Origin of the sequence: Catenulispora pinisilvae (assembly GCF_015356865.1) — a bacterium.
GTDB lineage: Bacteria > Actinomycetota > Actinomycetes > Streptomycetales > Catenulisporaceae > Catenulispora > Catenulispora pinisilvae.
Genome location: NZ_JAAFZA010000020.1, coordinates 33,406 through 59,510 on the forward strand (window position 1 = coordinate 33,406; position 26,105 = coordinate 59,510).

At 71.7% G+C, this 26,105-nt stretch carries 23 protein-coding genes; 15 read left to right on the plus strand and 8 right to left on the minus strand.

Features of this window, described 5'->3' with window-relative positions; translation table 11 throughout:
- Nucleotides 1-34: 34 nt before the first annotated feature.
- Genes IZR01_RS08160 through IZR01_RS08215 form a run of 12 tightly spaced genes read left to right on the plus strand, consistent with a single transcriptional unit; the run spans nucleotide 35 to nucleotide 14,143 of the window.
- Entirely contained in the window at nucleotides 35-2,086 is a 2,052-nt protein-coding gene (locus IZR01_RS08160; protein ID WP_194923460.1) for a putative cobaltochelatase, read from the plus strand.
- Nucleotides 2,086-2,742, plus strand: coding sequence for a cob(I)yrinic acid a,c-diamide adenosyltransferase (cobO, locus tag IZR01_RS08165; protein ID WP_194923461.1), 657 nt, complete (start codon nucleotides 2,086-2,088; stop codon nucleotides 2,740-2,742). Before IZR01_RS08160 ends, cobO begins: the two co-directional genes overlap by 1 nt.
- Nucleotides 2,739-4,109: a cobyrinic acid a,c-diamide synthase CobB gene (locus IZR01_RS08170; RefSeq protein ID WP_194923462.1), complete on the plus strand. Its 1,371-nt coding sequence runs from the start codon at nucleotides 2,739-2,741 to the stop codon at nucleotides 4,107-4,109. Before cobO ends, IZR01_RS08170 begins: the two co-directional genes overlap by 4 nt.
- Nucleotides 4,109-4,882, plus strand: coding sequence for a precorrin-2 C(20)-methyltransferase (cobI, locus tag IZR01_RS08175; protein ID WP_194923463.1), 774 nt, complete (start codon nucleotides 4,109-4,111; stop codon nucleotides 4,880-4,882). Before IZR01_RS08170 ends, cobI begins: the two co-directional genes overlap by 1 nt.
- Nucleotides 4,879-5,694, plus strand: a complete 816-nt coding sequence (cobM, locus tag IZR01_RS08180; RefSeq protein WP_194923464.1) for a precorrin-4 C(11)-methyltransferase — start codon at nucleotides 4,879-4,881, stop codon at nucleotides 5,692-5,694. The genes cobI and cobM overlap by 4 nt, the downstream gene beginning before the upstream one ends.
- 54 nt (nucleotides 5,695-5,748) lie before the next feature.
- Complete coding sequence (gene cbiE, locus IZR01_RS53035; protein WP_194923465.1) at nucleotides 5,749-6,930, plus strand: precorrin-6y C5,15-methyltransferase (decarboxylating) subunit CbiE; 1,182 nt, start codon at nucleotides 5,749-5,751, stop codon at nucleotides 6,928-6,930.
- Nucleotides 6,927-8,762 (plus strand): precorrin-3B C(17)-methyltransferase, encoded by a 1,836-nt coding sequence (gene cobJ / locus IZR01_RS08190; protein ID WP_228559041.1) that lies wholly within the window; start codon nucleotides 6,927-6,929, stop codon nucleotides 8,760-8,762. Before cbiE ends, cobJ begins: the two co-directional genes overlap by 4 nt.
- On the plus strand, nucleotides 8,759-9,382 hold the full coding sequence (locus IZR01_RS08195; RefSeq protein WP_194923466.1) for a precorrin-8X methylmutase: 624 nt from the start codon (nucleotides 8,759-8,761) through the stop codon (nucleotides 9,380-9,382). The genes cobJ and IZR01_RS08195 overlap by 4 nt, the downstream gene beginning before the upstream one ends.
- Nucleotides 9,379-10,245: a sirohydrochlorin chelatase gene (locus tag IZR01_RS08200; RefSeq protein ID WP_194896897.1), complete on the plus strand. Its 867-nt coding sequence runs from the start codon at nucleotides 9,379-9,381 to the stop codon at nucleotides 10,243-10,245. The genes IZR01_RS08195 and IZR01_RS08200 overlap by 4 nt, the downstream gene beginning before the upstream one ends.
- The gene (cobC, locus tag IZR01_RS08205; RefSeq protein ID WP_194923467.1) at nucleotides 10,196-11,302 is read left to right on the plus strand and encodes an Rv2231c family histidinol phosphate aminotransferase CobC; all 1,107 of its coding nucleotides are present in this window, start codon (nucleotides 10,196-10,198) and stop codon (nucleotides 11,300-11,302) included. The genes IZR01_RS08200 and cobC overlap by 50 nt, the downstream gene beginning before the upstream one ends.
- Before the next feature lie 10 nt (nucleotides 11,303-11,312).
- Nucleotides 11,313-12,749, plus strand: a complete 1,437-nt coding sequence (locus tag IZR01_RS08210) for a TldD/PmbA family protein (protein WP_194896896.1) — start codon at nucleotides 11,313-11,315, stop codon at nucleotides 12,747-12,749.
- Nucleotides 12,746-14,143, plus strand: coding sequence for a TldD/PmbA family protein (locus IZR01_RS08215; protein ID WP_194896895.1), 1,398 nt, complete (start codon nucleotides 12,746-12,748; stop codon nucleotides 14,141-14,143). The genes IZR01_RS08210 and IZR01_RS08215 overlap by 4 nt, the downstream gene beginning before the upstream one ends.
- A 1-nt stretch (nucleotide 14,144) precedes the next feature.
- On the opposite strand, the gene IZR01_RS08220 is transcribed toward IZR01_RS08215, so the two are convergent.
- The 3 genes from IZR01_RS08220 to IZR01_RS08230 are packed head-to-tail and all read right to left on the minus strand — an operon-like array spanning nucleotide 14,145 to nucleotide 18,096.
- Nucleotides 14,145-14,924: a 1-aminocyclopropane-1-carboxylate deaminase/D-cysteine desulfhydrase gene (locus IZR01_RS08220; RefSeq protein ID WP_194923468.1), complete on the minus strand. Its 780-nt coding sequence runs from the start codon at nucleotides 14,922-14,924 to the stop codon at nucleotides 14,145-14,147.
- Nucleotides 14,921-17,152, minus strand: a complete 2,232-nt coding sequence (gene recD2, locus IZR01_RS08225; protein WP_194923469.1) for an SF1B family DNA helicase RecD2 — start codon at nucleotides 17,150-17,152, stop codon at nucleotides 14,921-14,923. Before recD2 ends, IZR01_RS08220 begins: the two co-directional genes overlap by 4 nt.
- Nucleotides 17,153-17,172: 20 nt before the next feature.
- Entirely contained in the window at nucleotides 17,173-18,096 is a 924-nt protein-coding gene (locus tag IZR01_RS08230) for an EamA family transporter (protein WP_194896892.1), read from the minus strand.
- A 92-nt stretch (nucleotides 18,097-18,188) separates the two neighbouring features.
- Here IZR01_RS08230 and IZR01_RS08235 point away from each other — a divergent pair, with 92 nt between their 5' ends.
- Nucleotides 18,189-19,085, plus strand: coding sequence for a LysR family transcriptional regulator (locus IZR01_RS08235; protein WP_194896891.1), 897 nt, complete (start codon nucleotides 18,189-18,191; stop codon nucleotides 19,083-19,085).
- Nucleotides 19,082-20,713 (plus strand): cobyric acid synthase, encoded by a 1,632-nt coding sequence (locus tag IZR01_RS08240; RefSeq protein WP_194923470.1) that lies wholly within the window; start codon nucleotides 19,082-19,084, stop codon nucleotides 20,711-20,713. The genes IZR01_RS08235 and IZR01_RS08240 overlap by 4 nt, the downstream gene beginning before the upstream one ends.
- A gap of 66 nt (nucleotides 20,714-20,779) precedes the next feature.
- On the opposite strand, the gene IZR01_RS08245 is transcribed toward IZR01_RS08240, so the two are convergent.
- From IZR01_RS08245 to IZR01_RS08265, 5 genes are all read right to left on the minus strand, one after another.
- Nucleotides 20,780-21,799: an acetamidase/formamidase family protein gene (locus IZR01_RS08245; RefSeq protein ID WP_194923471.1), complete on the minus strand. Its 1,020-nt coding sequence runs from the start codon at nucleotides 21,797-21,799 to the stop codon at nucleotides 20,780-20,782.
- 57 nt (nucleotides 21,800-21,856) lie between these two features.
- Nucleotides 21,857-23,059 (minus strand): MFS transporter, encoded by a 1,203-nt coding sequence (locus IZR01_RS08250; RefSeq protein ID WP_369125449.1) that lies wholly within the window; start codon nucleotides 23,057-23,059, stop codon nucleotides 21,857-21,859.
- 248 nt (nucleotides 23,060-23,307) lie between these two features.
- Nucleotides 23,308-23,751, minus strand: coding sequence for a MarR family winged helix-turn-helix transcriptional regulator (locus tag IZR01_RS08255; protein ID WP_323746758.1), 444 nt, complete (start codon nucleotides 23,749-23,751; stop codon nucleotides 23,308-23,310).
- A gap of 119 nt (nucleotides 23,752-23,870) precedes the next feature.
- Entirely contained in the window at nucleotides 23,871-24,212 is a 342-nt protein-coding gene (locus tag IZR01_RS08260) for a DUF8844 domain-containing protein (protein ID WP_194923472.1), read from the minus strand.
- Between the two features lie 199 nt (nucleotides 24,213-24,411).
- The gene (locus tag IZR01_RS08265; protein WP_194923473.1) at nucleotides 24,412-25,191 is read right to left on the minus strand and encodes a hypothetical protein; all 780 of its coding nucleotides are present in this window, start codon (nucleotides 25,189-25,191) and stop codon (nucleotides 24,412-24,414) included.
- Nucleotides 25,192-25,288: 97 nt separating this feature from the next.
- On the opposite strand from IZR01_RS08265, the gene IZR01_RS08270 reads away from it, so the two are divergent.
- Nucleotides 25,289-26,104: a DNA alkylation repair protein gene (locus IZR01_RS08270; RefSeq protein WP_194899342.1), complete on the plus strand. Its 816-nt coding sequence runs from the start codon at nucleotides 25,289-25,291 to the stop codon at nucleotides 26,102-26,104.
- The last annotated feature ends 1 nt before the right edge of the window (nucleotide 26,105 follow it).

The following is a 26,105-nucleotide window of genomic DNA, read 5'->3' on the forward strand; positions in this document are numbered from 1 at the left end:
TCGGGCGTGGATACCCGTGAGGAGCTGATCCGGCGTGCCGCCGTACCCGTTCTCCGCTGTCGTCGGACTCGACGATCTGCGGCTGGCTTTGCTGCTCAACGCCGTGTCCCCGGCCGTCGGCGGTGTGCTCGTGCGCGGCGAGAAGGGCACCGCGAAGTCGACGATCGTGCGCGCCCTGGCCGCGGTCCTGCCCCAGATCAGCGTGGTCCCCGGCTGCCGCTTCTCCTGCGACCCGGCCGCCCCGGACCCGGCCTGCCCCGACGGGCCGCACTCCCCGGGCCCCACCGCCGTCCACTCCCACCCGGCCCGCCTGGTCGAACTCCCGGTCGGCGCGACCGAGGACCGCCTGGTCGGCTCGCTGGACCTGGAGCAGGTCCTGGCCTCCGGCGTCGCCGCCTACGAACCGGGCCTGCTGGCCGCCGCCCACCGCGGCCTGCTCTACGTGGACGAGGTCAACCTCCTGCACGACCACCTCGTGGACCTCCTGCTCGACGCCGCCGCGATGGGTGTGGCGCACGTCGAGCGCGAAGGCGTCTCGGTCCGGCACGCGGCCCGCTTCCTGCTGGTCGGCACCATGAACCCGGAAGAGGGCGAACTGCGCCCGCAGCTGCTGGACCGCTTCGGCCTCACGGTCGAGGTCCGCGCCAGCCGCGACCCCGCCGAACGCGCCGAGGTGGTGCGCCGCCGGCTGGCCTACGAGGCCGACCCCGAGCGCTTCGCCGCGGCCTGGCAGCAGGCGGACAAGGAGACCGCGGCCCGGATCGAGACCGCCCGCGCGCTGCTGCCGTCTGTGACGCTGCCCGAGGCCGAGCTGCTGCGGATCACCCGCATCTGCGCCGCGTTCGAGGTCGACGGGATGCGCGCGGACCTGGTGACGGCGCGCGCGGCCACGGCGCTGGCCGCGTGGGCTGGGCGCGGCGAGGTGATCGCCGAGGATGTGCGGCAGGCGGTGATGCTGGCGTTGCCGCATCGGCGTCGGCGGCATCCGTTCGACGCGCCGGGGCTGGACGAGGAGCGGTTGGACGAGGCCATGGACGACGGGGATGAGGACCCTGATCCGGGTCCGGGCTCCGGTGGCGGTGATGCTCCGAACCAGCCGAGCGGTGGCGACTCCGGAGGCGAGGCCCCGTCTCAGGTGGAAGCCGAGGCGTCGGCCCAAGACTCCTCGGCCCAAGAATCCTCGGCCGAAGAACCCTCAACCCAGCACAAGCGCGTGTCGGGCTCGTCCACCGAGCAAGGGCCCGCGACCCCGAGCGAGCCCTTCAAAGCCCGCCTGTTACAGGTCTCCGGCGTCGGCACCGGCGCCGAAGGCCGCCGCTCCCGCGCCCGGGCCACCGGCGGCCGCTCGGTCGGCGCCCGCCCCGGCACCCACGGCCTCCACCTCATCGCGACCGTCCACGCCGCCGCGCCCCAGCAGATCGCCCGAGGCCGCAGCCAGGGCGCGCTCCGGCTTCGCTCCGAAGACCTCCGCGAGCCGATTCGCGAGGGCCGCGAAGGCAATCTCGTCCTGTTCGTAGTGGACGCCTCCGGCTCCATGGCCGCGCGCCAGCGGATGGCCGCCGTCAAGGGCGCGATCCTCTCGCTCCTGCTCGACGCCTACCAACGCCGCGACAAGGTCGGCCTGGTCACGTTCCGAGGCCGCGACGCCGAGGTCGCGCTCCCGCCGACCTGGTCCGTCGACGCCGGCGCCGCCCGCCTCACCTCGCTTCCGACCGGCGGCCGCACGCCGCTGTCCGCCGGCCTCCTGCAAGCCGCCGACGTCCTGCGCGTCGAGCGCATGCGCGACCCGAACCGGCGTCCGCTGGTGCTCATCATCACCGACGGCCGCGCCACGCAGGCCTCGCATTCGAAGGACCCGCTCGCCGACACCCGCCGGGCCGCGGCCCACCTGCACCGGGCCGTGGCTTCCCTGGCCGGCGGCGCCATCGTCGTCGACTGCGAATCCGGCCCGGTCCGCCTGGGCCTGGCCGCCCGCCTCGCGGCCGATCTCGACGCCGACCACCTGCCGCTCAGCGATCTCGCCGCCGACGCGCTCACCGCGGCCGTCCACAGCAATCGTCCCCGTTCCGACCGGAGGGCCGCCTGATGCCCCAGGGCCAACCCGAGTACGTCCCCGACGACGGCCTCACCACCCGCCAGCGCCGCAACCGGCCGCTGACGATCGTGCACACCGGCCCCGGCAAGGGGAAGTCGACCGCCGCCTTCGGCCTGGCCCTGCGCGGCTGGAACCAGGGCTGGCCGATCGGCGTGTTCCAGTTCGTCAAGTCGGCGAAGTGGCGCATCGGCGAGGAGTCGGCGCTCAAGGCCCTCGGCGAACTGCACGAGCGCACCGGCAGCGGCGGCTCGGTCGACTGGTACAAGATGGGCGAGGGCTGGTCCTGGCTTCGGGGGAATGGGGGTCGCCCCCCACAATCGAACACAGCGCGTGACCTGCACACCGATCCCGAACGACAGGCCGACAACGCCCGCGCCGGCTGGGAGCGGATCAAGCAGGACCTCGCCGCCGAGACCTACCGCCTCTACGTGCTCGACGAGTTCACCTACCCGATGAAGTGGGGCTGGGTCGACGTCCAGGACGTGGTACAGACCCTCGCCGACCGCCCCGGCGCCCAGCATGTCGTCATCACCGGCCGCGACGCCGCCCCGGCCCTGCTGGAGGCCGCCGACCTGGTGACCGAGATGACCAAGATCAAGCACCCGATGGACGCCGGGCAGAAGGGCCAGAAGGGCATCGAGTGGTGACCTCGTCGCCCCTGACCGTCCCCCGGATCGTGGTCGCCGCCCCGGCCTCCGGGCACGGCAAGACCACGGTCGCCACCGGCATCATCAGGGCCCTGACCAGCCGCGGCTTCACCGTGGCCCCGTTCAAGGTCGGGCCGGACTACATCGACCCCGGCTACCACGGCCTGGCCGCCGGCCGCGTCGGCCGCAACCTGGACCCCTACCTGGTCGGCACCGAGCGGGTCGCGCCGCTGTTCGCGCACGGCGCGGCCGGTGCCGACATCGCGGTGGTCGAGGGCGTCATGGGCTTGTACGACGGCGCCACCGGGGAAGGCGAACTGGCTTCCACGGCCCAGGTCGCCAAGCTGCTCCAGGCGCCGGTGCTGTTCGTCGTGGACGCCGCGGCCCAGGGCCGCTCGATCGCCGCGCTGGTGCACGGTTTCCGCGCGTTCGACCCCGAGGTGCGCCTCGCCGGCGTGATCCTGAACCGGGTCGGGTCCGAGACCCATCGCAGTATCCTGACGGACGCCCTGGACGAGCTGGGCCTGCCGGTCCTGGGCGCGTTGCGGCGCGAGGCCGCGGTCTCGGCCCCCTCGCGGCACCTGGGCCTGGTCCCGGTCGCCGAGCGCCGCGCCGAGGCGGTGGACGCCGTCGAAGCCCTGGGCGGGCTGCTCGACACCAGCGTCCAGCTCGACGAGGTCTACCGGCTGGCCCGCTCGGCCCCGCCGCTCGCCGTCACCGCCTGGGATCCCGCCGAGGAGGTCGGCCGAGGCTGCGGACCCCGGCCGCGCATCGCCGTCGCCTCAGGGCCCGCATTCACTTTCTCGTACGCCGAGAACGCCGAACTGCTCGCCGCCGCCGGCGCCGAGGTCTGCCCGTTCGACCCGCTGCACGACGAGGCGCTGCCCGAGGGCGTCGGCGGATTGGTGCTCGGCGGCGGCTTCCCCGAGGTCTACGCCCCTGAGCTGGCCGCCAACGAGGCGTTGCGCGAAGAGGTGTCCCGCTTCGGGCGCCTCGGCGGCGCGATCGCCGCTGAGTGCGCCGGACTGCTGTATCTCGGCAAGAGCCTGGACGGCCTGCCGATGTGCGGGGTCGTGGACGCCGAGGCCGTCATGACCGACCGCCTGACGCTGGGCTACCGGCACGCTGTGGCCGCTTCGGAGTCGGTGCTGGCCGCCGCCGGCACGCGGGTGTCAGGGCACGAGTTCCACCGGACCGCGGTCAGCCCCTCGGCCGGTTCGCCTCCGGCGTGGCACTGGCGCCGGAACGGGGGAGCGGTCACCGAGGGCTTCGCGGGGACCCGGATCCATGCCTCCTATCTGCACCTGCACTGGGCCGGTGCGCCGTCGATCGCCCGGAGGCTGGTCGAGAGCTGCGGGGTGGTGTGATGACAAACCCTGATTCCGCCTTGTCGGCACGCCTGCTCACCGGGGTCGGCGTCGGTCCCGGCGACCCGGATCTGGTGACGGTGAAGGCCGTCCGGGTATTGCGGGCTGCCGACGTCGTGTTCGTGCCCGTACTCGCCGACGGTCCCGAAGGGCCGGGGCGGGCCGAGGCGACGGTGCGTGCGCACCTCGACGGCGACACGATCCGGGCGATCCCGTTCGCGTTGTCCGATCGCGGCGGACGCACCGCCGAACGCCTCAGCGCCTGGGACGAGGCGGCACGCGCGGTCGTCGCAGCGTTCGAAGACGGCGCCGAGCGCATCGCCTTCGCCACCATCGGCGACCCGAACATCTACTCGACCTTCAGCTACCTCGCGCAGACTGTTCGAGAGCTGATGCCGTCGGTCGCGGTCGAGACGGTGCCCGGCATCACGGCCATGCAAGACCTCGCCGCTCGCTCCGGGACCGTCCTGGCCGAGGGCCGCGAAGTCCTGGCGCTGTTCCCGATGACCGCCGGCCTGGACGCCTACGAGCGGGCCTTGGACTCGTTCGACACGGTCGTCGCTTACAAGGGCGGGCGATTCCTGCCGGAGATGCTGGCGGCCGTCGACAAGGCCGGCCGCCGGCCGGAGACCGTCTTCGGTGCCGCGTTGGGACTGCCGGACGAAGTAGTGGGCCCGGTCGTGGATCTGGATCCTGACACGCTCGGCGCGGCGCCGTATCTGTCCACTGTCATCACCACCGCGCGGCGGCGCGAACGAGGGGGAGCGCTGTGACGGCGAAGGTCACGTTCATCGGGGCCGGCCCGGGCGCGGCCGACCTGATCACGCTGCGCGGGGCCCGGGCGATCGCCGGGGCCGACGTGCTGATCTGGGCCTCCAGCCTGGTGCAGGAGGCGGTGCTGGAGCACGCGCGGCCCGACGCCGAGATCGTCGACTCCGCGGCGCTGCCGATGGAGGGCGTGATCGCGATCTACGAACGCGCCCTCGCCTCGGATCTGCGCGTCGCCCGCATCCACTCCGGCGACCCGGCGCTGTGGGGCGCGGTCCAGGAACAGCTGGAGCGCTGCCGCGAACTGGGACTGGAGACGGAGATCGTGCCCGGCGTCTCGGCCTTCTCCGCGGTCGCCGCCATCGCCCAGCGCGAACTGACCATCCCCGAAGTCGCGCAGTCGGTCATCCTCACCCGCCTCGGCGGCGGCAAGACCCCCATGCCCGAGAAGGAATCGGTCCGCGCCTTCGCCACCCACGGCACCACTATGGCCGTCTTCCTGTCGGCGGCCCGCTCCGGCCAACTCGCCGCCGAACTCCTGGACGGCGGCTACGCCCCCGACACCCCGGTGATCGTCGCCTACCGCGCCACCTGGGAGGACGAGGAGCTGGCGTACTGCACCATCGCAGACCTCGAAGAGACGGTGAAGGCGCGCAAGCTCTGGAAGCACACCCTGTTCCTGATCGGCCCGGCGCTCGGCGCCCACGGCACCCGCTCGCACCTGTACCACCCGGGCCACTTCCACGGTTTCCGGCGGGCGGACAGGACGGCTCGGCGGGAGTTGCTGGCGCAACGGGAGCCCGGGTCGGATGGCTGAGGCTGTTCCAGTGGTGACTGCTCAAGTGGGGGCTACTCAAGAGGTGGCGCGCACGTGATCACCGTCATCGGCTTCGACGGCGGCCCGCTGCCCGACGCCGCCCGTGCCGCGCTGGCTGAAGCCACCCTCGTGGTCGGCGGCCGGCGCCATCTGGACGCGGTCGGCACCGGCGTCCCGGAGACCGCGGCGCGCCTCGTGCTCGGCAGCCTGGACGGCATGTTCGAGGAGATCGCGCGGCACGAGCACGTCTGCGTGATCGCCAGCGGCGACCCGGGGTTCTTCGGCATTGTCCGGCAACTGCGGGAATACGGGCTCGATATCAGCGTTCTGCCGGCGGCGTCCTCGGTCGCCACCGCCTTCGCCGCCATCGGTCTGTCCTGGGACGACGCGATCGTGGTCAGCGCGCACGGCCGCGAGCTGCGCCCGGTGGCCAACGTCTGCCGAGCGTTCCCGAAGGTCGCCGTGCTGACCGGCCCGGGCACCGGCGCGAAGGAGTTGGCAGCCGTGCTGCCGGAGCGCACGTTCATCATCGCGCAGCGTCTCGGCCACCCGGACCAGCGCATCGACTCCCTTGACTCGCGCGTGGCCGCCGACACCGAGTTCGCCGACCCGCACGTCCTGCTATGCCTGGACGAGTCGCGGCTGACCTCCGAACGCGGCTGGATCGCGGGCTTCCCCGGCGGGCCCGGCGCGTGGGCGCTGGCCGAGTCGGAATTCGCCCACCGCGCCTCGATGATCACGAAGTTCGAGACCCGCGCCCTGGCCCTGGCAAAACTGGGCCCGCGCCCGGGCCGCCTGGTGTGGGACATCGGCGCGGGCTCGGGCTCGGTCGGCGTCGAGTGCGCACGCTTCGGCGCCGCGGTGGTCGCCGTCGAGCACGACGCGCAGTCCTGCGACCGCATCCGCGCCAACGCCGCCACCCACGACGTCACCGTCGAGGTGGTAACCGCCGATGCCCTGGCCGTCCTCAGCCGCCTGCCGCAGCCCGACGCGGTATTCGTCGGCGGAGGCGGCACCGACGTGATCGCCGCCTGCGCCGAAACCCCGGCCACCACTGTGGTCGTGGCCCTGGCCGCGATCGAGCGCGTCCCGGAAGCAATCAGCATCCTGACGAAGGCGGGCCGCACCGTCGACGGCGCCCTCCTCCAATCCTCGCGCCTATCCGCGCTCCCGGGCGACGCCCACCGCTTCGCCGCCACCAATCCCGTATTCCTGCTCTGGGGAGAACGCCGTTGACCACAACGACGCACAAGACGATCGGCGTGGTCGCCGCGACATCCGCCGGCCACCACGCCGCCGCCACCCTGGCCGCCGCCTGGCCCACCGAAGTACGCCTCTACCCCGGCGCCGCGGACCTGCGCACCGCCTTCGAGTCCTGCGACGCAGTCGTGGCCTTCCTGGCGATCGGCGCAACGGTACGCTCCCTCGCCCCACTACTGGGCCACAAATCCACGGACGCCCCAGTGGTCTGCATCGACGAATCCCTCCGCCACGCGATCGCCCTCCTCGGCGGCCACCACGGCGCGAACACCCTGGCCGAACGCGTATCGGAGCTCCTGGGCTGCACCCCGGTGATCACCACCGCCTCCGACACCGCCGGCGCCCAAGCCCTCGACTCCTACGGCGCCGACCTCGGCTTCACGATCGAGAACCCCGACCAGCTGGCCCCGATCGGCACCGCCCTGCTCTCCGGAGCGCCCGTCGCGCTGCGTGGCACAGATAGCTGGCCTCTCCCGGTGCTGAACGCGGCGGGGGGCGAGGCACAGGCAGTCATCGCGGTAAGCGACCTGGTCGATGCGGACTCGATCGCAACCGGCGACGACTTGGGCACTAGGGCCGAGACGCTGGTCTACCGGCCGCCGTCGCTGGTGGTGGGGGTTGGCGCCTCGCGTGGTGTGTCCGCCGAGGAGGTGCTCGATGCGGTGGATCGTGCGCTGGCCGGTGGCGGGTTGAGTCCGGCGTCGGTGGCGCGGTTGGCGTCGGTGGATGCAAAGGCTGATGAGGTCGGCATCCTTGAGGCGGCTCGGCGGCGTGGGTGGCAGGTCGTGTTCCACCCGGCCGAAGTTCTTGCCAAGGTCCAGGTTCCGAACCCGAGCGAAGTGGTGCTCGCCGAAGTCGGTACGCCCTCGGTCGCCGAGGCTGCCGCGCGCTACGACGGACCGAATCGGCCTCTCGCCGAGCTGATCGTCTCGAAGACGAAGAGTGTTCCGGCCGGCATCGAGCCGCCTGCTGGTATGGCAACCGCCACGCCCGCGGGCCTTGCCGCTGAGCCAGTCCGCCCGAGCCTGGCTCCGATGGCCACCGCGGCCGTGGCTCGCCTGGCCCCCCGAGGCCGCCTAGCGCTCATCGGCCTCGGTCCCGGCGCGCGCGATCTGCTCCCGCCGCGCGCGGTTGCCGAGTTGCGTCGTGCCTCCGTCGTCATCGGGCTTGACCAGTACCTCGACCAGATCCGCGATCTCCTGCGTCCCGGTACCGAGGTGCGCGCTACGGGGCTCGGTAGTGAGGAGGCGCGTGCCCGGGATGCGGTCCGGACTGCGCGGGAGGGGCGTGCGGTGGCGCTCGTGGGGTCCGGCGACTCGGGCCTGTACGCCATGGCCAGTCCTGCGCTCGACCTCTTCGCAGACCTCGACGATGTGGACGTGGTGGGTGTGCCGGGCATCACCGCCTCGCTTGCCGCGTCCAACATCCTCGGGGCGCCGCTCGGGCATGACCACGCGGTCATCTCGCTGTCCGATCTGCACACGCCGTGGCCCGCCATTGAGCGCCGGGTCAAGGCGGCTGCGGAGGGGGACTTTGTCACGGTCTTCTACAACCCGCGCAGTAAGGGCCGGGACTGGCAGCTCGGTCATGTGCTCGGGATTCTCAAGCAGCATCGGCCGCCGACCACGCCGGTGGGCTGTGTGCGGGACGCCTCGCGGCCGGGGGAGCGGGCGTGGATCAGCACCCTGAGTGAGTTCGATCCGGCCGATGTGGACATGTACACGATCGTCCTGGTCGGCAGCACCCACACCAGGGTGGCGGCCGGTCGGATGGTGACGCCGCGCGGCTACACCTGGAGCGCCGAATGAGTGCCGCGGTCGGACGCACCGTCCACCCCATCGAGGCGGAGTCCTACCGCATCCTGCGCACGCAGCTCGACACCACCACGCTGCCCCCGTATACGAAGGCTGTCATCGAGCGCGTCATCCATGCCAGCGCCGACTTCGACTACGCCACCGACCTCGTCATCGACGAAGCCGCGCTGGCGAGCGCCGCCGCCGCGCTCGAAGCCGGCGCGCCGATCGTGGCCGACGTCGAGATGGTCGCCGCCGGCATCACCGGCCGCGACGCCATCTGCGCGATCCGGGATCCTGCCGCGCCGAGGCGAGCGGCCGAGAACGGCATCACGCGCTCCGCGGCCGCGCTGCGCATCGCCGCCGAGCAGGCCGGGCCGGGGGCCGTCTACGTCATCGGCTGTGCCCCGACCGCCTTGTTCGAGCTCATCGCGATCGCCGAGCAGGCGCGCCCCGCGCTGGTCATCGGCCTGCCGGTGGGCTTCGTCGGGGCCGCGGAGTCGAAGGCCGCGCTGCGGGAGTCCGGGCTGCCGGCGGTGTCGAACGTCTCGGGCAAGGGCGGTTCGGCCGTCGCCGCCGCCGCACTCAATGCCCTGATTTACGCAGATCTGGTGAAAGAAGGAACCGCATCATGACCGCCCTGCTCATCGTCGGCCACGGCACTCGCGACGCCGAGGGCGCGCAGGACTTCCGCGCCTTCGTGCAGCGGGTCGCACGCCGGGCGCCGCAGGCCGTGGCGGCGGTGGACGGCGGCTTCATCGAGCTGTCCGCGCCGGCGGTCGGCGAGGCGGTGACCCGGCTGGTCCAGGCCGGGCACCCGCGGGTGGCCGCGGTGCCGCTGGTCCTGGTCGCCGCCGGTCATGCCAAGGGCGACATCCCCGGCTCGCTGAACCGCGAGCGCCTGCGCCACCCGGGCCTGTCCTTCGCCTACGGCCGTCCGCTCGGTGTGCACCCGACCATCCTGTCGTTGCTCGAAGCGCGCCTGAACACTGTTCTCCCGCAAGAGGAACGCGCCGACGCCGCGGTCCTGCTCGTCGGGCGCGGCTCGACCGACCCCGACGCCAACGCCGAGGTCTACCGCGCCGCCCGCCTGCTGTGGGAGGGCCGGGGCATCGGCATGGTGGAGACGGCCTTCGTGTCCCTGGCGCATCCGTCGGTGGTCGAAGGCCTGGAACGCTGCCGGCGCCTGGGTGCCAAGCGCATCGTGGTGCTGCCCTACTTCCTGTTCCGCGGCGTGCTGCCGGACCGTATCGTCGAAGAGGCCGCCGGCTATGACGTAGCCCCGGTCATCGGCGACTGCGATGAACTCGCCGACCTGGTCCTGGAACGCCACGCGGAAGCCGTCGCGGGCGACATCCGGATGAACTGCGACACCTGTGTCTACCGGATCGCGATGCCAGGGTTCGAACACAAGGTGGGGGCCGGTCAGGAACCGCATCATCACCCTGATGAAGACGGCCACAGCCACCATCACACCCACGCCCATTCGCATGGCTGAAGACCTCGGCCATCACGGCGACGCGGAGCTGCGGGACGTGCGCATCCGCCACGATTTCGCGGTCAACGTCCGCGTCGCCGAACCTCCGGGCTGGCTCCGGGATCGCCTTGCCGCCGGTCTGGAAACGCTGGCCGCATACCCGGACGCCCGCGCGGCCACCGAAGCGGTCGCCGAACGTCATAGCCGCACCCCGGACGAAGTGCTGCTCACATCGGGCGCCGCCGAAGCCTTCGTCCTGCTTGCCAGGGTTCTGCGACCCCGCCACGCGCTCGTCGTGCACCCGCAGTTCACCGAACCCGAAGCCGCGCTGAGGGCCGCCGGCCACCGCGTCGACCGCCACTTCCTGACCGGCGACTTCACTCTCGACCCGGCGACCGTTCCGGCCGAGGCAGACCTCGTGATGCTCGGCAACCCGACGAACCCGACCTCGGTCCTGCACCCGAAGAGCGCCGTCGAACGCCTCCGCAGGCCGGGCCGCACCATCGTGGTCGACGAAGCCTTCATGGACGCGGTCCCCGGCGAGACCGAGACCCTCGCCGGCCGCCCCGACCTTGCGGACCCCCCCGACCTCGCCGGTGTCGTGGTCATCAGAAGCCTGACCAAGACCTGGGGCCTGGCCGGGCTCCGGGCCGGCTACGTCCTCGGCCCCGCACCTCTCATCAGTGCCCTGCGAAACGCGCAGCCGCTGTGGTCCGTCTCCTCCCTGGCCCTGATCGCGGCCCGGGCCGTCTGCGAGCCGTACGCCCTGGCCGAGGCCGAGGCCCTCGCCAAGCAGGGCGACCAGGACCGCGAGTACCTGCTGGCCCGCCTCGGCGGGCTCCCCGACGTCACCGTCCCGGCCCCGTCCCGCGCACCGTTCGTGCTGGTCAGGACGCCGAACGCGGCCGAGCTCCGGACCCGGCTGCGGGCCGAGGGCATCGCCGTGCGCCGCGGCGACACCTTCCCCGGCCTGGGTGCGGACTGGCTGCGGGTGGCCGTGCGCGACCGCACCGCCACCGACCTGCTGGTCGACCGGTGGCAGCAACTCGCCGCGACGGTCAGCCGGGGTGCGGGATAGGGTCGGAGCCATGAGCAGCTACCTCGACGCCGCCGACCAGGCCGTGGAGCACGCGCTCGCGCTGGGGGCCCGCTACGCCGACGCGCGCGTCATGGACCGCCGCACCGAGTCCATGTCCGCCCGCAACGGTGCCGTGGAGGCGCTGGACCAGGGCGAGACGGTCGGCATCGGGGTGCGGGCGCTCGTGGGGTCCAGCTGGGGTTTCTTCGCGACGCCACACCTGGACGCGTCCTCGGTCCGGGCGGCCGGCCGGCAGGCCGTGGAGATCGCCCGGGCCTCCTCGCGGGTGCCGGGCCCGGCCAGCATGATCCCGGCCGATCCCGAGGTCGGCAGCTGGGCGAGCGGGTGCGAGGTGGACCCGCTGGAGGTGCCGCTGTCGGACAAGGGCGACCTGCTGACGTCCGCGACGGCCGTGATGCGGGATCAGGGCGCTGACATCGCGACCGGTGTCTATCAGATCTGGGACACCCGCAAGTGGTTCGTCTCCTCCGAGGGCCACCGCATCGACCAGCACATCCGGGAGTGCGGCGGCGGCATCTCGGCCACCGCGGTCGGTGATCGCGAGACCCAGGTGCGTTCCTACCCCTCGCGGCGCGGCCAGTACGGCACCCGCGGCTGGGAACTGGTCACCGAGCTGGACCTGGCCGCGCACGCCGCCCGGATCGCGGAGGAGGCGCAGGCGCTGCTGCGCGCGCCGCAGTGCCCGTCCGGCCAGACCACGCTCATCTTGGGCGGGGAGCAGTTGGCGTTGCAGATCCACGAGTCCGTCGGCCACGCCATCGAGCTGGACCGGATCCTGGGCTGGGAGGCGGCGTACGCCGGCACCTCGTGGCTGGACCTGGACCAGCTCGGTTCGCTGCGCTATGGCAGTGAGCTGATGAACATCGTCATCGACGCCACCTACCCCGGGGCCCTGGGCTCGTTCGGTTATGACGACGAGGGCACGAAGGCGGGCAAGCGGGACGCGGTCCGCAACGGCATCTGGACCGGAGTGCTCGCCGGCCGGGAGAGCGCGGCTGTCGCAGGGCTCGACTACGGCGGCAGCGTCCGGTCGATGGACTGGTCCCGGCTGCCGATCGTGCGTATGACCAACGTCGGCCTGGAGCCGGGCCCGCACACCCTGGACGAGATCATCGCCGCGACCGACGACGGGGTGTTCATGGACCTGAACCGGTCGTGGTCCATCGACGACAAACGCCTGAACTTCCAGTTCGGCTGCGAGGTCGGCTACGAGGTGAAGAACGGCAAGCTCGGCCGGATGGTGAAGAACCCCACCTACACCGGCATCGGCCCGACGTTCTGGCAGAGCATGGACATGCTCTCCAACGAGATCGTCCCGTGGGGCACACCGAATTGCGGCAAGGGCCAGCCCGGTCAGGTCGGGCACACCGGGCACCCGGCGGCGCCGGCCCGGTTCCAGAACGTGCGAGTGGGGGTGCGGGGATGAGCCCGGACACCGGGGCGCGGACCGAGACCGCCGAGCGGGTGCTGGAGGCCGCGCGGACGGCTGTCGGCGGCTCGGCGGACGTGGACGTGACGGTCGAGCACGAGCACCTGGCCCTCACCCGGTTCGCCAACTCCTACATCCACCAGAACGTCGCCAGCGACACCGACACGATCACCTTGCGGATCCACGCCGACGGCCGCACCGCCGTGAACGCCACGACGGTCACCGACGACGCGGGCCTGGCGGCGCTGGTCGAGCGCACCGTCGCCGCGGTACGGCTCTCGCCCGCGGACCCGGGCTGGGCCGGGCTGTCCAGCCGCGCGCCGATGCCGGTGCCCTCGGCCGAGCCGGACCTGGCCACCGGCGGCGCGGGGCCGGAGGCGCGGGCCGAGCAGGTGAAGGCGTACGTGGACGCGGTCGGCGATCTGACGGCGGCCGGTTTCTACCGGAACCGCCTCGTGGTCACCGCCTACGCGAACTCCGAGGGCCAGGCTCTGCACGGGACGGTCGTGGAGGCCGCGATCGACGGTATCGCCAAGACCGCGAGCTCCGACGGCGCCTCGCGGCAGGCCTCGCGCCGGATGAGCGACCTGAACGGCGCCGCGCTCGGGGCCCGGGCGGCGGCGAAGGCGCTGGCGTCGCAGGACCCTGTCGAGATCGAGCCCGGCGAGTACGAGGTGGTGCTGGAGCCGACGGCGGTCAGCGACGTGCTGTGGGTCCTGGGCGGCTACGGCTTCAACGGGAAGTCGCTGACCGAGGGCACCTCGTTCGTGCGGCTCGGGGAGCAGCAGTTCGACCCCTCGGTGAGCCTGGTCGACGATCCCCTTTCCGGCCCGGCCGCCGGCGCCCTGTTCGACGCCGAGGGCACCCCGCGCGACCGCCTGGAACTGGTCCGGGACGGCGTCACGCGCGCGGTGGCGCACGACCGGCGCTCGGCGCGCGAAGCCGGAGTCACCAGCACCGGGCACGCCGGCGCCGACAGCGCGGTGGAAGGCGCGGAGCCGATCAACGTGCGCCTGGAGCCGGCGGTCGATGTGACCCCGACCGAGGTCGAGGGACCGGCGGCGGACTCCTCGGTGCAGGCGCTGGTCGCGCAGGTACGGCGCGGACTGCTGGTGACAGACCACTGGTATACGCGCTGCCTGGACCCGCGACGGCTGGTGATGACCGGGCTGACCCGCAACGGCGTGTGGCTGATCGAGAACGGCGAGATCACCCGGCCGGTGAAGAACCTGCGGTTCACCCAGTCCTACCCCGAGGCGCTGGCGCCGGGGCGGGTGCTGGGGATCGGGACGCACGCGCCCGCGTTCGCCTCGAAGTACGGTGCCTATTCGGCGATGGCTCCGGCGCTGCGGCTGGCCGGGTGGAACTTCACGGGTGGCGCGAGCGGCTGATTCAGCCGGTGGTCACCACGGCGATGATCCGAGCGCCAGCCGCGAACTTCCCGGCCGCGATCATCTCCGTGATGCCATAAAGCATCTTGGCGACATAGATCCGGTCCACCTCGAAGCCGTGCTCGGCCCCGAACCGCGCGGCGAAGGCATCCAACTCCGGCGGCACCTTGGCATAGCCCCCGAAGTGGTAGTCGTCCTCGACATGCCAGTTGTCGAAGACCTCTCCATACGTCTGCCGCTGTAACTCGGCGACCTCGCCGGTCAGGAAGCCGCCTTTCAGCGCCGCGAACCCGATCGCCCGCTGCCCCCGGCCCAGTCCGGCCGCGATCCCGGCCAACGTTCCGCCGGTCCCGACCGGGCAGCAGATGACATCGAAGGGCTCTGCGATCTCGCCCGGCAACTCGGCGCATCCCCGTACCGCCGCCGGATTGGACCCGCCCTCCGGGATCAAGAAGAACTCCCCGAACGTGCGCTCCAAGAACCGCCGCACCTCGGCCGAGTCCTTCGCCCGATAGGTTTGGCGGTCCATATAAGTGAGCTGCATTCCCTGCCCGATCGCGAACGCCAGCGACTCGTTCAGTGGTAGATGCTCCTCGCCGCGAATCACCCCGATCGTCGCGAAGCCCTCAGCGCGCCCGGCCGCCGCGACCGCGCGGATGTGGTTGGAGTACGCGCCGCCGAACGTCAGCAGCGTCGAAGCTCCGGCCTGGCGCGCGGCGGCCAGGTTGTACTTCAGTTTGCGCGGCTTGTTGCCGTCGAAACGAAGAGTGAGTTCCGTCATCGCAACCGGTGATCCAGTCCGGTGAACCGCTTCCCGGCCGACATGGTCCGGACCGCCTGGGCCAGCGCCCGCTTCGACCCGACCAGCACGACCAGCTTCTTGGCCCGCGTCACGGCCGTGTACAGCAGGTTCCGCTGCAACATCATCCACGCGCTCATCGTCACCGGGACCACGACCACCGGATACTCAGAGCCCTGCGACCGGTGCACGGTCATCGCGTAAGCGTGCTGCAACTCGTCCAGCTCGGCGAAGTCGTAGGGCACCTCCTCGTCCTCGTCGGTGCGCACCACCAGCGTCTGGTCCTCTAACACCATCGACGTGATGACCCCGCCGGTCCCGTTGAAGACCCCGTTCGAGCCCTTGTCGTAGTTGTTGCGGATCTGCGTCACCTTGTCGCCGACCCGGAACGTGCGGCCGCCGAAGCGCTTCTCCGGCCGCGACGGCTGCGCCGGCGTCAGCGTTTCCTGCAACAGCCCGTTCAGCGTGCCGGCACCGGCCGGGCCGCGGTGCATCGGGGTGAGGACCTGGATGTCGCGGCGCGGATCGAAGCCGAAGCGCTTGGGGATGCGCGTGGTCGCCAGCTCGACGGCCACCCGCGCGGCGTCCTCGGTCTCGTCCTCGACGAACAGGAAGAAGTCGTTGAATCCCTCCAGCTGCAACGGCTTCCCCGAGTTGATCCGGTGCGCGTTCACCACCACGCCCGACTGCTGCGCCTGCCGGAACACCTGCGTCAGCCGCACGCGCGGCACCCGCGGGGCGGCCAGCAGGTCCCGCAGCACCTCGCCGGCCCCGACGGACGGCAACTGGTCCACGTCCCCGACCAGCAGCAGGTGCGCGCCCGGCGCGACCGCCTTGGCCAGCTTGTTCGCCAGCAGCACATCCAGCATCGAGGCCTCGTCCACGACCACCAGATCGGCCTCCAACGGCCGGTCCCGGTCGTAGGCGGCGTCCCCGCCCGGCTTGAGCTCCAGCAGCCGGTGCACGGTCATCGCCTCGGCCCCGGTCAGCTCGGCGAGCCGCTTGGCCGCCTTGCCGGTCGGCGCGGCCAGCACCACCCGGGCGCGCTTGGCCCGGGCCAGCTCGACGATCGAGCGCACCGTGAACGACTTGCCGCAGCCCGGGCCGCCGGTCAGGACGCTGACTTTCGAGGTCAGCGCCTGCTTCACCGCCTCGGTCTGCTCCGGCGCCAGATCAGCCCCGGTACGCTCCTGGAGCCAGCCCAGCGCCTTGTCCCAGTCCACGGACCCGAACGAGCCCAGCCGGTCGTCCGGCGCCTCCAGCAGCCGCCGCAGTTGCGCGGCCAGCGATACCTCGGCGCGGTGGAACGGGACCAGGTAGACGGCGCGGATCGGCTCCTCGGGGTCGTAGCCGTCCGGGTCGGGGATGTCCTCGGCGACCACGCCCTCGGCCTCGATCAGCTGGTCCAGACAGGCCGACGCCAGCTCCAGGGGCACCGTCAGGATCTTGACCGACTCCTCCAGCAGCTTCTGGCGAGGCAGGTAGCAGTTCCCAGCGTCAGAGCTCTGTGACAGCGCGTACTGGATCCCGGCCTTCACCCGTTCTGGCGAGTCGTGGGGGATCCCGACGGCGACCGCGATCGAGTCGGCGGTCTTGAACCCGATGCCCCACACGTCCGAGGCGAGCTTGTAAGGCTCCTGTTTCACCACGTCGATGGCGGCGTCGCCGTACTCCTTGTAGATCCGCACCGAGATCGACGTGGTCACTCCGACCGACTGCAGGAAGACCATGACCTCCTTGATGGCCTTCTGCTCGATCCAGGCCGCCGCGATCAGCTTGGTCCGCTTCGGTCCCAGCGTCGGCACCTCGATCAGCCGCTGCGGGGCCTCCTCGATCACGGCCAGGGTCTGGACCCCGAAGTGCCCGACGATCTTCTCGGCGGTCTTCGGCCCGATGCCCTTGATGAGCCCGGAGCCGAGGTACTTCTGGATGCCCGCGACCGTCGCCGGCAGGACCGTGGTGTAGTTCTCGACGGTGAACTGCCGGCCGTACTGCGGATGCGAGCCCCACCGCCCGCGCAGCCGCAGCGACTCACCGGGCTGCGCCCCGAGCAGCGCCCCGACCACCGTGAGCAGGTCCCCGGCGCCGTGGCCGGTGTCCACGCGGGCGACGGTGTAGCCGGTCTCCTCGTTGGCGAAGGTGATCCGCTCCAGGACGCCTTCGACGACGGCGAGCGAGGTGCCGTGCGGCTCGGTGGTCGGTGCGGCCAAGGCGGTGATCTCTTCCGGTGCTAGGCGACGGCTTGAGCGGTCCTGTCGACTTTAGCGGCGGGCACGGACGGATCGGAGGCGATTGGGGTTCGTCGCGGCCACATGATGGCCACCAGCCCGGCCAGCACCACCGCGGAGCCGGCGATCTCCAGCGGGGTCATCCGCTCGCCGTTCGCGATCAGCGCCGCGAGGATCCCGATCGGCGGGACGCCGAGGGTGTAAGGGGCGACCGCCGAGGCCGGGTACTTGGTGAGCAGTACCACCCACGCCCCCATCCCGACGAAGGTCGACACCAGCACCACGTACAGCAGGCCCAGTACCGGTCCGGTGTGCAGGTGGGCGAAGGCGTGCCCGATCCGGTGCGGCCCCTCAGTCGCCAGCGAGGTGAGGAACAGCGGGGGAGTGGCGTACACGCTGGCCCACACCATCAGAGCGAAGCCGTTGGTGGCGCCGGCCTTGCGGTTGCAGATCGAGCCCAGTGCCCACGACGCGCCGGCGGTGATCACCAGCAGCAGCGACCACAGCGGCACGTGCCCGCCGCGTCCGGCGCCGATCACGCCGAGCCCGGCCACGGCCGCCGCGATCCCCGCCAGCTGCCGGATCCCGGTGCGCTCCTTCAGCAGCAGCGCCGCGGCCAGGACCGTGAACGGCGCGTTGCTCTGCAGGACCAGGGAGGCCAGGCCGTCCGGCATCCCGTGCGCCATGCCGGTGAAGAGCAGGACGTACTGGCCGTAGAACATGAACGCGCTGCTGCCGGCGATCCAGTACCAGCGCACTTCCTTGGGCCGGGGCACGAAGAACGCCGCCAGGCCGGTGAGCGCGAACCGCAGCGAGGCGAGCAGGATCGGCGGGAAGCCTTCGAGGGCGTGGCCGATGGCGATGAAGTTGACGCCCCAGATCAGGACGATCGCGACGGCCATGGCGACGTGGCGGGGATTACGCATGACGAAAGTGTCCGGCCGCAGTATCGTTTAGCACCAGCGAATGATTTTTCCCGAAACCGTTAAGACGGCCTAAACGATCGAAGGTGGCCCCGATGCTCGACGTACGCCAACTGCGGACGCTGCGCGCGCTGGCCGATCACGGCACGGTCTCCGCGGCGGCCGAGGCGCTGTACCTGACGCCCTCGGCGGTGTCCCAGCAGCTGGCCGTCCTGAGCAAGAGTACCGGCTGCGAACTGCTGGAACGACGCGGCCGCAACGTGGTGCTGACCGAGGCGGCGCGGGTCCTGGTGACCCACGCCGACGTGGTCTTCGCGCAGCTGGAGCGGGCGCAGTCGGAGCTGCGGGCGATCTCCCCGGTGCCGATGACGGTGCGGATCGCGGGCTTCTCGACCGCGGTCACGGCGGTCATCGCCCCGGCGATGAAGGCGCTTCGCCAGACGCACCCGGAGTGGGGTTTCGAGATCGCCGACACCGAGAGCGAGGACTCGGTGGCGCACCTGATCGACGGTTCGGTGGACGTCGCGGTGGTGATGGCCGCGCCGAACCGGCCGCTGCTCGGGGATCCGCGGATCAAGATCCTGCCATTGTTGGAGGAGATCTATCACGCGGCGCTGCCGGCCGGGCATCGGCTGGCCGGGGCGGAGCAGGTTTCGCTGACGGATCTGGTCGAGGATCCGTTCGTGCTGGCCGCCGAGGGCCTTTCCTGCCATGACCAGGTGACGGCTATCTGTGCCGATGCCGGGTTCCAGCCGCGTGGGCGGTATCGGGCCACCGACTTCAGTGCGGTCCTGGCGCTGATCGCCAACGGGTTCGGCGTGACCTTGTTGCCCACGCTCGGCGTTCCGCTTCAGGTGCCCGAGGGCGTGGTGCTGCTGCCGTTGAAGGAGGACTGGCCGCGGCGGGTCAGTTTGATCGCGGTGCGGACCGGGGCCGATTACCCGGAGGTCATCGCGGCGCTCACCGCGGCCGCGGCTAAGCTGGTGCCATGATCGACTTGCCCGGCGGGACGGGTTCGCTGCTGGTCGCCGGGACCACCTCCGATGCCGGGAAGAGCCTCATCACCGCTGGGATCTGCCGGTGGTTGGCCCGGCGGGGGGTTCGGGTGGCGCCGTTCAAGGCGCAGAACATGTCGAACAATTCGATGGTGGTCGGGACCGGGACCGGGACCGGGACCGGGGCCGGGGCCGGGGGTTCGGCCACGGCCGGCGCCTCATCGATGTCCGGCGCCTCAGCCGTGTCCGGCGCCGAGATCGGGCGCGCTCAGGTGATGCAGGCGCAGGCCGCCGGGGTCGAACCGGAAGTGGCGATGAACCCGGTGCTGCTCAAACCGGGCAGTGACCGCAGCAGCCAGGTGGTGTTGCTGGGCAAGGTGTTCGGCCAGGCCTCGGCGACCTCCTACCAGGAGCTGAAGCCCCGGCTGCGGGAGGCGGTGCTGGCGTCGTATCAGGACTTGAAGTCGCGGTTCGACGTGGTGGTGTGCGAGGGCGCGGGTTCCCCGACCGAGATCAACCTGCGCGACGGGGACCTGGTCAACATGGGGCTGGCCCGGCCGCTGGGGATGCCGGTGGTGGTGGTCGGGGACATCGATCGGGGCGGGGTGTTCGCGGCGTTCCACGGGACCGTGGCGTTGTTGGACGCCGAGGATCAGCGGCTGATATCAGGGTTCATCATCAACAAGTTCCGCGGCGATCCCTCGCTGCTGACGCCCGGGCTGCGGCAGATCGAGGGCTTCACCGGCCGGCCGGTGCTGGGCGTCGTGCCGTGGCTGCCGGGGATCCGGCTGGACGCCGAGGACGCGCTGCCGATCGAGGCGTACGCGGCGGGCGCGGCCGGGGCCGACGGCGTGCCCGGCGGGGCCCGGCTGCGGGTCGCGGTGGTGCGGTTCCCGCGGGTCTCGAACTTCACGGACGTGGACGCGCTGGCGATCGAGCCGGGCGTGGACGTGGAGTTCACGGCGTCGGCCTCGGCGGTGGCGTCGGCGGACCTGGTGGTGCTGCCGGGGACGAAGTCGACGGTCGCGGACCTGGCGTGGCTGCGTGCGCGCGGCCTGGACGCGGTGCTGGCCAAGCGCGTGGCCGAGGGGCGACCGGTCCTTGGGATCTGCGGCGGCTACCAGATGCTCGGCACCGAGATCGAGGACGAGGTCGAGTCGCGGCGCGGGACCGTCGCAGGGCTCGGACTCCTGCCGGTGCGCACGGTGTTCGACCCCGTCAAAACCCTGACTCGACCGGTGGGGTTCGGCCTCGGCGAACCGGTGGCCGGCTACGAGATCCACAACGGCCGGGTCCAGGTCACCGGCGGCGACCCGCTGTTCACCGACGCCGGCGGCGCGGCCCTGGAAGGCTGCCGCGAAGGTGCGGTCTGGGGCACGATCTGGCACGGCGCGCTGGAGAGCGACGGCTTCCGCCGCGCGTACCTGACGGAGGTCGCGCGGGTCTGCGGCCTGCCCTTCGTGCCCGACCCGGACACGTCGTTCTCGGCCGAGCGGGAGAAGCAGCTCGACCGGCTCGGGGACGCGGTGGAGGAGCACTTGGACACCGAGCGGCTGTGGCGGCTGATCGAGGGTGGGCCGACTGCGGGGCTGCCGCTGCTGCCGCCGGGGGCTGCCGCGCGCTGACTGATCTCAGCCCGGCAGCTCTCAACCTGCCAGCTCCCAACCCGGCAGCGCTCGGCCTGCCGGGTCTCAACCCGCCAGGTAGGCGGCCGCTCGCTCCCGCAACGTCTTGTGCACCCCGTAAGCCGACGTGCCGGACGGCAGGAAAGCCTTACGCATCTTGGCGACCGAGGTGTAGTTCGTGTCGCACACGTTCGCCAGCGGCGACTCCACCCCCTGCGTCACCAACTGGTACGCGTCCAGCTCGCTCAGGCCGTAGTCCCGGGCGACCCACTGCACCAAGTCGACCTGCGCGATGCGGAACGCGTCCTCCAGGGGGCGGGCCGATCCGGCGGTCATGATGTGCGTGTCGGACTCCAAGCGCGGCCAGGGGGTGGGGAAGCCCTTGACCAGCTCGATGGTGATGACCGTGTTCATCGCGGTCTCCACGGCCACCCCGCAGGTCTCGCCCTCGCCCTGGCGGGCGTGGCCGTCGCCGAGGCTGAACAGCGCGCCCTCGACGTTCACGCCGAGGTAGCAGGTGACGCCGGCGCGCATCTCGGGGGTGTCCATGTTGCCGCCGTGCGCGTCGGGCACCAGGGCCGAGCGGACTTCGAGGTTGGCCGGGGCCACGCCGACGGTGCCGTGCATCGGGTCCATCGGCAGCTCGACCTCGATGTCGCTGTCGTGGGCCCGGAACAGACAGGTGCGGCGCTCGCGGTCCAGCTGCCAGATCCAGACCCGCTCCGGCAGCGGCGGCTGGAGGGTGGCCGTGGTGTGGGTGGAGGTCAGGGCGCCGAACAGCGGGACGGTGGTCGAGGCGGCCCAGTCGCGGGCCGGCTCGATGGAGACGAAGTGCACGGCCAGCGTGTCGCCGGGTTCGGCGCCCTCGACGTAGAAGGGGCCGGTCTGCGGGTTCAGGAAGGGGAACTCGCAGACCTCGGTCACCAGGTCCTTCTCGGAGCGGACCCGGCCGGCGAAGCAGTCCTCGGTGAACAGCTCCAGGGTGTCGCCGGATTTCACGCGGGCCAGCGGCGGGGCGCCGCCGAAGGTCCAGACGTAGTCGTCGGCCGAGGGGTTGAACGTGAGGACCGGGAGCGAGTTCGCCATGTCATGCACTCTGTCAGACGGACCCGCTCGGCGGAAACAACCGCGACAACCACCGGCTCAGGACGCTGAGCCGAGCTCTTCGATCAGCGCCTCCTCCTCGGAGTCGATGAGGGTCTGCTGCTCGGCCGCCATCAGCAGCTTGTGCCCGGAGGCCAGGATCCCGATGCCGATCACCACGACCACGGCCGCGACGTAGAACGCGACGTGGATGTTGAAGCTCTCGGCGAGCCGGCCGGCGAAGTACGGGGCCAGGCCGCCGCCGATGAAGCGGACGAAGCCGTAGGACGCCGAGGCGATCGGCCGGTCGACCGGCGCCACGGTCATCACCGCCTGCGTGGTGATGGTGTTGTTGACGCCGATGAAGACGCCCGCGACGATCACCGCGCCGATCAGGATCGCCTTGTGGTCCGTGGCCAGCCCGACGATCAGGATGTTGACGGCGAACAACGCCAGGTTCGCGTAGAGGGTCCGGGCGATGCCGAACCGGGCTTGCAGCCGCGGGGCGGCGAACACCGCGAAGACCGCGACCAGCACGCCCCAGGCGGTGAAGACGTAGCCGAGTTGGTGCGTGCCGAGCTTCATCGGGAACGGGGCGTAGCCCAGGAGGGTGAAGAAGCCCCAGTTGTAGCACAGCGCGGTCAGCGCCAGGGTCAGCAGGCCGCGGTGGCGCAGGGCCCTGATCGGCTCGGTGATCGACACCTTGCGGGCCGGCGGCGGCGTCGGCGCCACCAGGATCAAGGTGGCGACCAGGGCGATCAGCATCAGGACCGCGACGCCGAAGAACGGGCCGCGCCAGCTGATCCCGCCGAGTTCGCCGCCGACCAGCGGGCCCAGGGCGATGCCGACGCCCAGCGCGGTCTCGTACAAGATGATCGCGCCGGAGAAGCCGCCGCTGGCCGAGCCCACGATGACGGCCAGGGAGGTGGCGATGAACAGCGCGTTGCCGATGCCCCAGCCGGCCCGCAGGCCGACGATCTGGCCGACGGTGCCGGAGGCGCCGGCCAGCGCGGCGAAGACCACGATGATCGCCAGGCCCGCGACCAGGGTCCGCTTGGCGCCGATCCGGCTGGAGACGAAGCCGGTGATCAGCATCGCCACCGCGGTGACCACCAGGTAGCTGGTGAACAGCATGGTGACCTGGCTCGGGCTGGCCTTCAGCTGGGAGGCCAGGGCCGGCAGGATCGGGTCGACCAGGCCGATGCCCATGAAGGAGATGACGCAGGCGAAGGCCACAGCCCACACGGCTTTCGGCTGGTGCAGGAGGCTCGGGGGCTTCCGGCGGCCGCTCGGGTGGTCAGTGGGATGGTCAGCGGGGTGGCCGGCGGCTCGATGCTGATCTCGCTGTCCGGCGGCCCGGCCCGGGGGGTTCGCGATGGGCGCCGCGGAGGCGTCGGAGCGCAGGGTGGATGACAAGGTTCTTCCTTCCACGCGGTCGGACTACGTACCCGCTCGCGCGCGAAGGCGTCCCCTCCGGTCCGGCTAGCTCGGCCGGCCAGGGCCCGAAACGCTCAGTAGCGTGCGGCGAGGCTGTTGACCAGCTTCTGCGCCACCGGAAGGGCTTCCTCGGCGGCGCGTTGCAGCGTCGCCCGCTCTTCGTCGGTGAGCGTCTGGAGCACCGTTTCCAGGTGTCCCAGGCGGGTGTCCCACCGGGTGCGCAGTGTCTCGTCCCCGGCGGCGGTGAGCTGCACGAGCACCACGCGGCCGTCGGTGGGCTCGGCGACCCGGGCCACCAGGCCGGCGTCCTCCAGGCGGCGCAGCAGCTGCGTCATCGACGGCTGGGTCACGCCTTGGGCGGCGGCCAGTGCGGTGATGCGCTGCGGCCCGCGCCGTTGCAGGGAGCCGAGGGTGGCGGCGGCGGTGAGGCTGAGCCCGTCCGGGGCCGGCACGTGCCGCATCATCAGCACCGTGACGGTCTCGAAGAGTTCGGCCACCGCGGCCGGGTTCTGGTCCACGCCCATAATTGTATCGCCCACCTATATAGTTTGCCTATGTAAAGCGGTGTGAGCCGGATCACGGCCGCCGGGGAGCGGCGGGGGCGGCGGCCCGTCGCCGCCCCTCAGCCGAACCCGGCTCAGTCCCAGGGAGCGCCCTTGTCCAGCAGCGTGCGGCCGTACTCGGCCATCTTGGCCGCGTACTCCTCGGTCCACCCGGTCAGCAGGGCCAAGTCGGGGACCGGCATCCGGTCGAAGCGCCGCGGATCGGTCAGCCTGGCCGCCGCCACCGCCTGGTAGCTCTCGGCGCGCCCGGCCGAGGCCCGGAACGCGTCGGCCAACTCGGTGCTGCGCGCCAGCAGCCGCAAGGGGTCCTCGATGGCGTCCAGGCCGAAGAACGACTCGGTGTCGATCGGCAGCGCCGCCGGCGGTTCGCCGATCAGGTGCAGCGGCCGCTTCTTGGGTTCGGGCTTGGAGGGCATGCGTTGATCGTAAGGCGCCGTGCCAGGGTGGTGAACCGCTGGCCCGGCGGGACGGAATGCGACTGCCGGCGCGCCTGCTCGGCGTGAAGTGCTCTGCTAGTGCTGCTACCGGTGCTCTGCTGGCGCTCTGCTAGTGGCTGCTGCCGGTGCTCTGCCAGCGCTGCTGTCGGTGCTCTGGAGGCGCTCTGCCAGTGCTCTGCTAGTGCTGCTGCTTCTGGAAGTCCGCGGCGCGCTTGGCGGCGGCCTGCGACGCCGACAGCGTCAGGCCGTCGTCGGTGTGTCCGTCGACGCGGGTCTGGGCGATCAGCACGACCAGGTCGTCCTGCTGGATCAGGACGACGTTCATCTCCATCGAGGCGATGCCGAACTTGGCCGACGTGTGCCAGGCGTGGGAGGCGGTGCCGACCGGTGCCAGGTTCAGCGGGGTGGCCTGGAGAGTGACCGACAGGCCCTCCTCGCTGACCTTCACCGAGCCGCAGGAGGTGAGGGCGCTGGACGCCTTGTCGACCAGGCTGGCCGCGGTCTCGCCCTGCGGCTGGATGACCGCCTCGTTGACGTAGTCGTCCAGGGCGCCCTTGGTCCACTCGGCCTGCGCCTGGTCGGCGATGTTCGACTGCTGAAGCACCTCCAGGCCCGGGCAGCCCTTGATCAGCGAGGGCAGGTTGCGCTCGGTGAGGGGCTCGGTGCGGAAGCCGGCCGGCAGATCCGAGAGCTGGATCAGGGCCGGGGCCAGGCGGCTGCTGGAGGTGGAGGGGGCGCCGGAGGGGGCCGAGGTGCCGGCGGTGGTGGCCGGGGTCGTCGGGGTCGACGGCGTCGCTTGGGTGGATGCCGTACTGGTGGCGCCGGCTGCCTGGGCGGCGCCGTGTCCCTTCGAGCTGCCGCACCCGGCCAGCCCGGTCGCCAGCGCCGCCGTGATCGCGGCGATCGCGGTGATCGTCGTGGCCTTCGCGGCCGCGCCGGACAGCGTTCCGATCCGCATGGTCGTCCCTCCTGACGGTGAACACTGATCGTCCATCCTGCCCGAACGGCGCAGCGGATGGCGCCGGATCATGGCCGGCGATCGTTAGGCTCACCGCGTGACAGATGCGACGACCACCCCGATCCCCGCCCTCGTGTCCGGGTTCGACCACGACCTGGACGGCCTCGGCACCGCCGCCCGCGCGACCTACGACCAGCAGTACCACAAGAGCGAGTTCGCGCACATGGGGGTCCCGGTCCCGGACCTCCGCAAGCTGGTGAAGGGCATGTACAAGGAGATCGGCGGCCGGCGCGCGACCCACGACGACGTCCACGGCTTAGCCGCGGCCCTGTGGGACACCGACATCTACGAGCGCCGGCTGGCCGCGGTCTTCGTCCTGGCCCAGGGTGTCCGCCTGCTGAGCGCGGACGACCTGCCGGACCTGACCCTGATGCTCCGCGACGCCCCGATGTGGTCCCTGGTCGACCCGCTGTCCGGCGACGTCGCGGGCAAGATCGTCCTGCGCGACCGCGAAGGCACCTCCCGCACCCTGGACCTGTGGGCCGACGACGGCGACTTCTGGCTCCGCCGCGCCTGTCTGCTCGCCCTGATCCCCGCGATCCGCGAGGGCAAGCCGGACCTGGTCCGCTTCACCCGCTACGCGGACCCGATGGTCGACGAGCGCGAGTTCTTCATCCGCAAGGCGATCGGCTGGGTGCTGCGCGAGATCGCGTACAAGGACCCGACCTGGGTCGCGGCCTGGGTCACCACGCGCCTGGACCGGCTCTCGGGCGTGACGTTCCGTGAGGCGGTGCGGCGGCTGCCGGAGGACACCGCGACCCGGCTGACGGCGGAGTACAAGGCGGCCGGCGGCGGGCGTCCTGGGAAGGCGGCGGCGCGGGGCGCGGCTGTGGCGGTGGGTGCGGCGACGTAGT

What these genes read in the sequence shown, in the direction of transcription:
- cobO (WP_194923461.1), top strand. Translation starts at nt 2,086, where the DNA reads ATGCCCCAGGGCCAACCCGAGTACGTCCCCGACGACGGCCTCACCACC.
- cobI (WP_194923463.1), top strand. Translation starts at nt 4,109, where the DNA reads ATGACAAACCCTGATTCCGCCTTGTCGGCACGCCTGCTCACCGGGGTC.
- IZR01_RS08195 (WP_194923466.1), top strand. Translation starts at nt 8,759, where the DNA reads ATGAGTGCCGCGGTCGGACGCACCGTCCACCCCATCGAGGCGGAGTCC.
- IZR01_RS08200 (WP_194896897.1), top strand. Translation starts at nt 9,379, where the DNA reads ATGACCGCCCTGCTCATCGTCGGCCACGGCACTCGCGACGCCGAGGGC.
- cobC (WP_194923467.1), top strand. Translation starts at nt 10,196, where the DNA reads ATGAAGACGGCCACAGCCACCATCACACCCACGCCCATTCGCATGGCT.
- IZR01_RS08210 (WP_194896896.1), top strand. Translation starts at nt 11,313, where the DNA reads ATGAGCAGCTACCTCGACGCCGCCGACCAGGCCGTGGAGCACGCGCTC.
- IZR01_RS08215 (WP_194896895.1), top strand. Translation starts at nt 12,746, where the DNA reads ATGAGCCCGGACACCGGGGCGCGGACCGAGACCGCCGAGCGGGTGCTG.
- IZR01_RS08220 (WP_194923468.1), bottom strand. Translation starts at nt 14,924, where the DNA reads ATGACGGAACTCACTCTTCGTTTCGACGGCAACAAGCCGCGCAAACTG.
- IZR01_RS08230 (WP_194896892.1), bottom strand. Translation starts at nt 18,096, where the DNA reads ATGCGTAATCCCCGCCACGTCGCCATGGCCGTCGCGATCGTCCTGATC.
- IZR01_RS08235 (WP_194896891.1), top strand. Translation starts at nt 18,189, where the DNA reads ATGCTCGACGTACGCCAACTGCGGACGCTGCGCGCGCTGGCCGATCAC.
- IZR01_RS08240 (WP_194923470.1), top strand. Translation starts at nt 19,082, where the DNA reads ATGATCGACTTGCCCGGCGGGACGGGTTCGCTGCTGGTCGCCGGGACC.
- IZR01_RS08245 (WP_194923471.1), bottom strand. Translation starts at nt 21,799, where the DNA reads ATGGCGAACTCGCTCCCGGTCCTCACGTTCAACCCCTCGGCCGACGAC.
- IZR01_RS08260 (WP_194923472.1), bottom strand. Translation starts at nt 24,212, where the DNA reads ATGCCCTCCAAGCCCGAACCCAAGAAGCGGCCGCTGCACCTGATCGGC.
- IZR01_RS08265 (WP_194923473.1), bottom strand. Translation starts at nt 25,191, where the DNA reads ATGCGGATCGGAACGCTGTCCGGCGCGGCCGCGAAGGCCACGACGATC.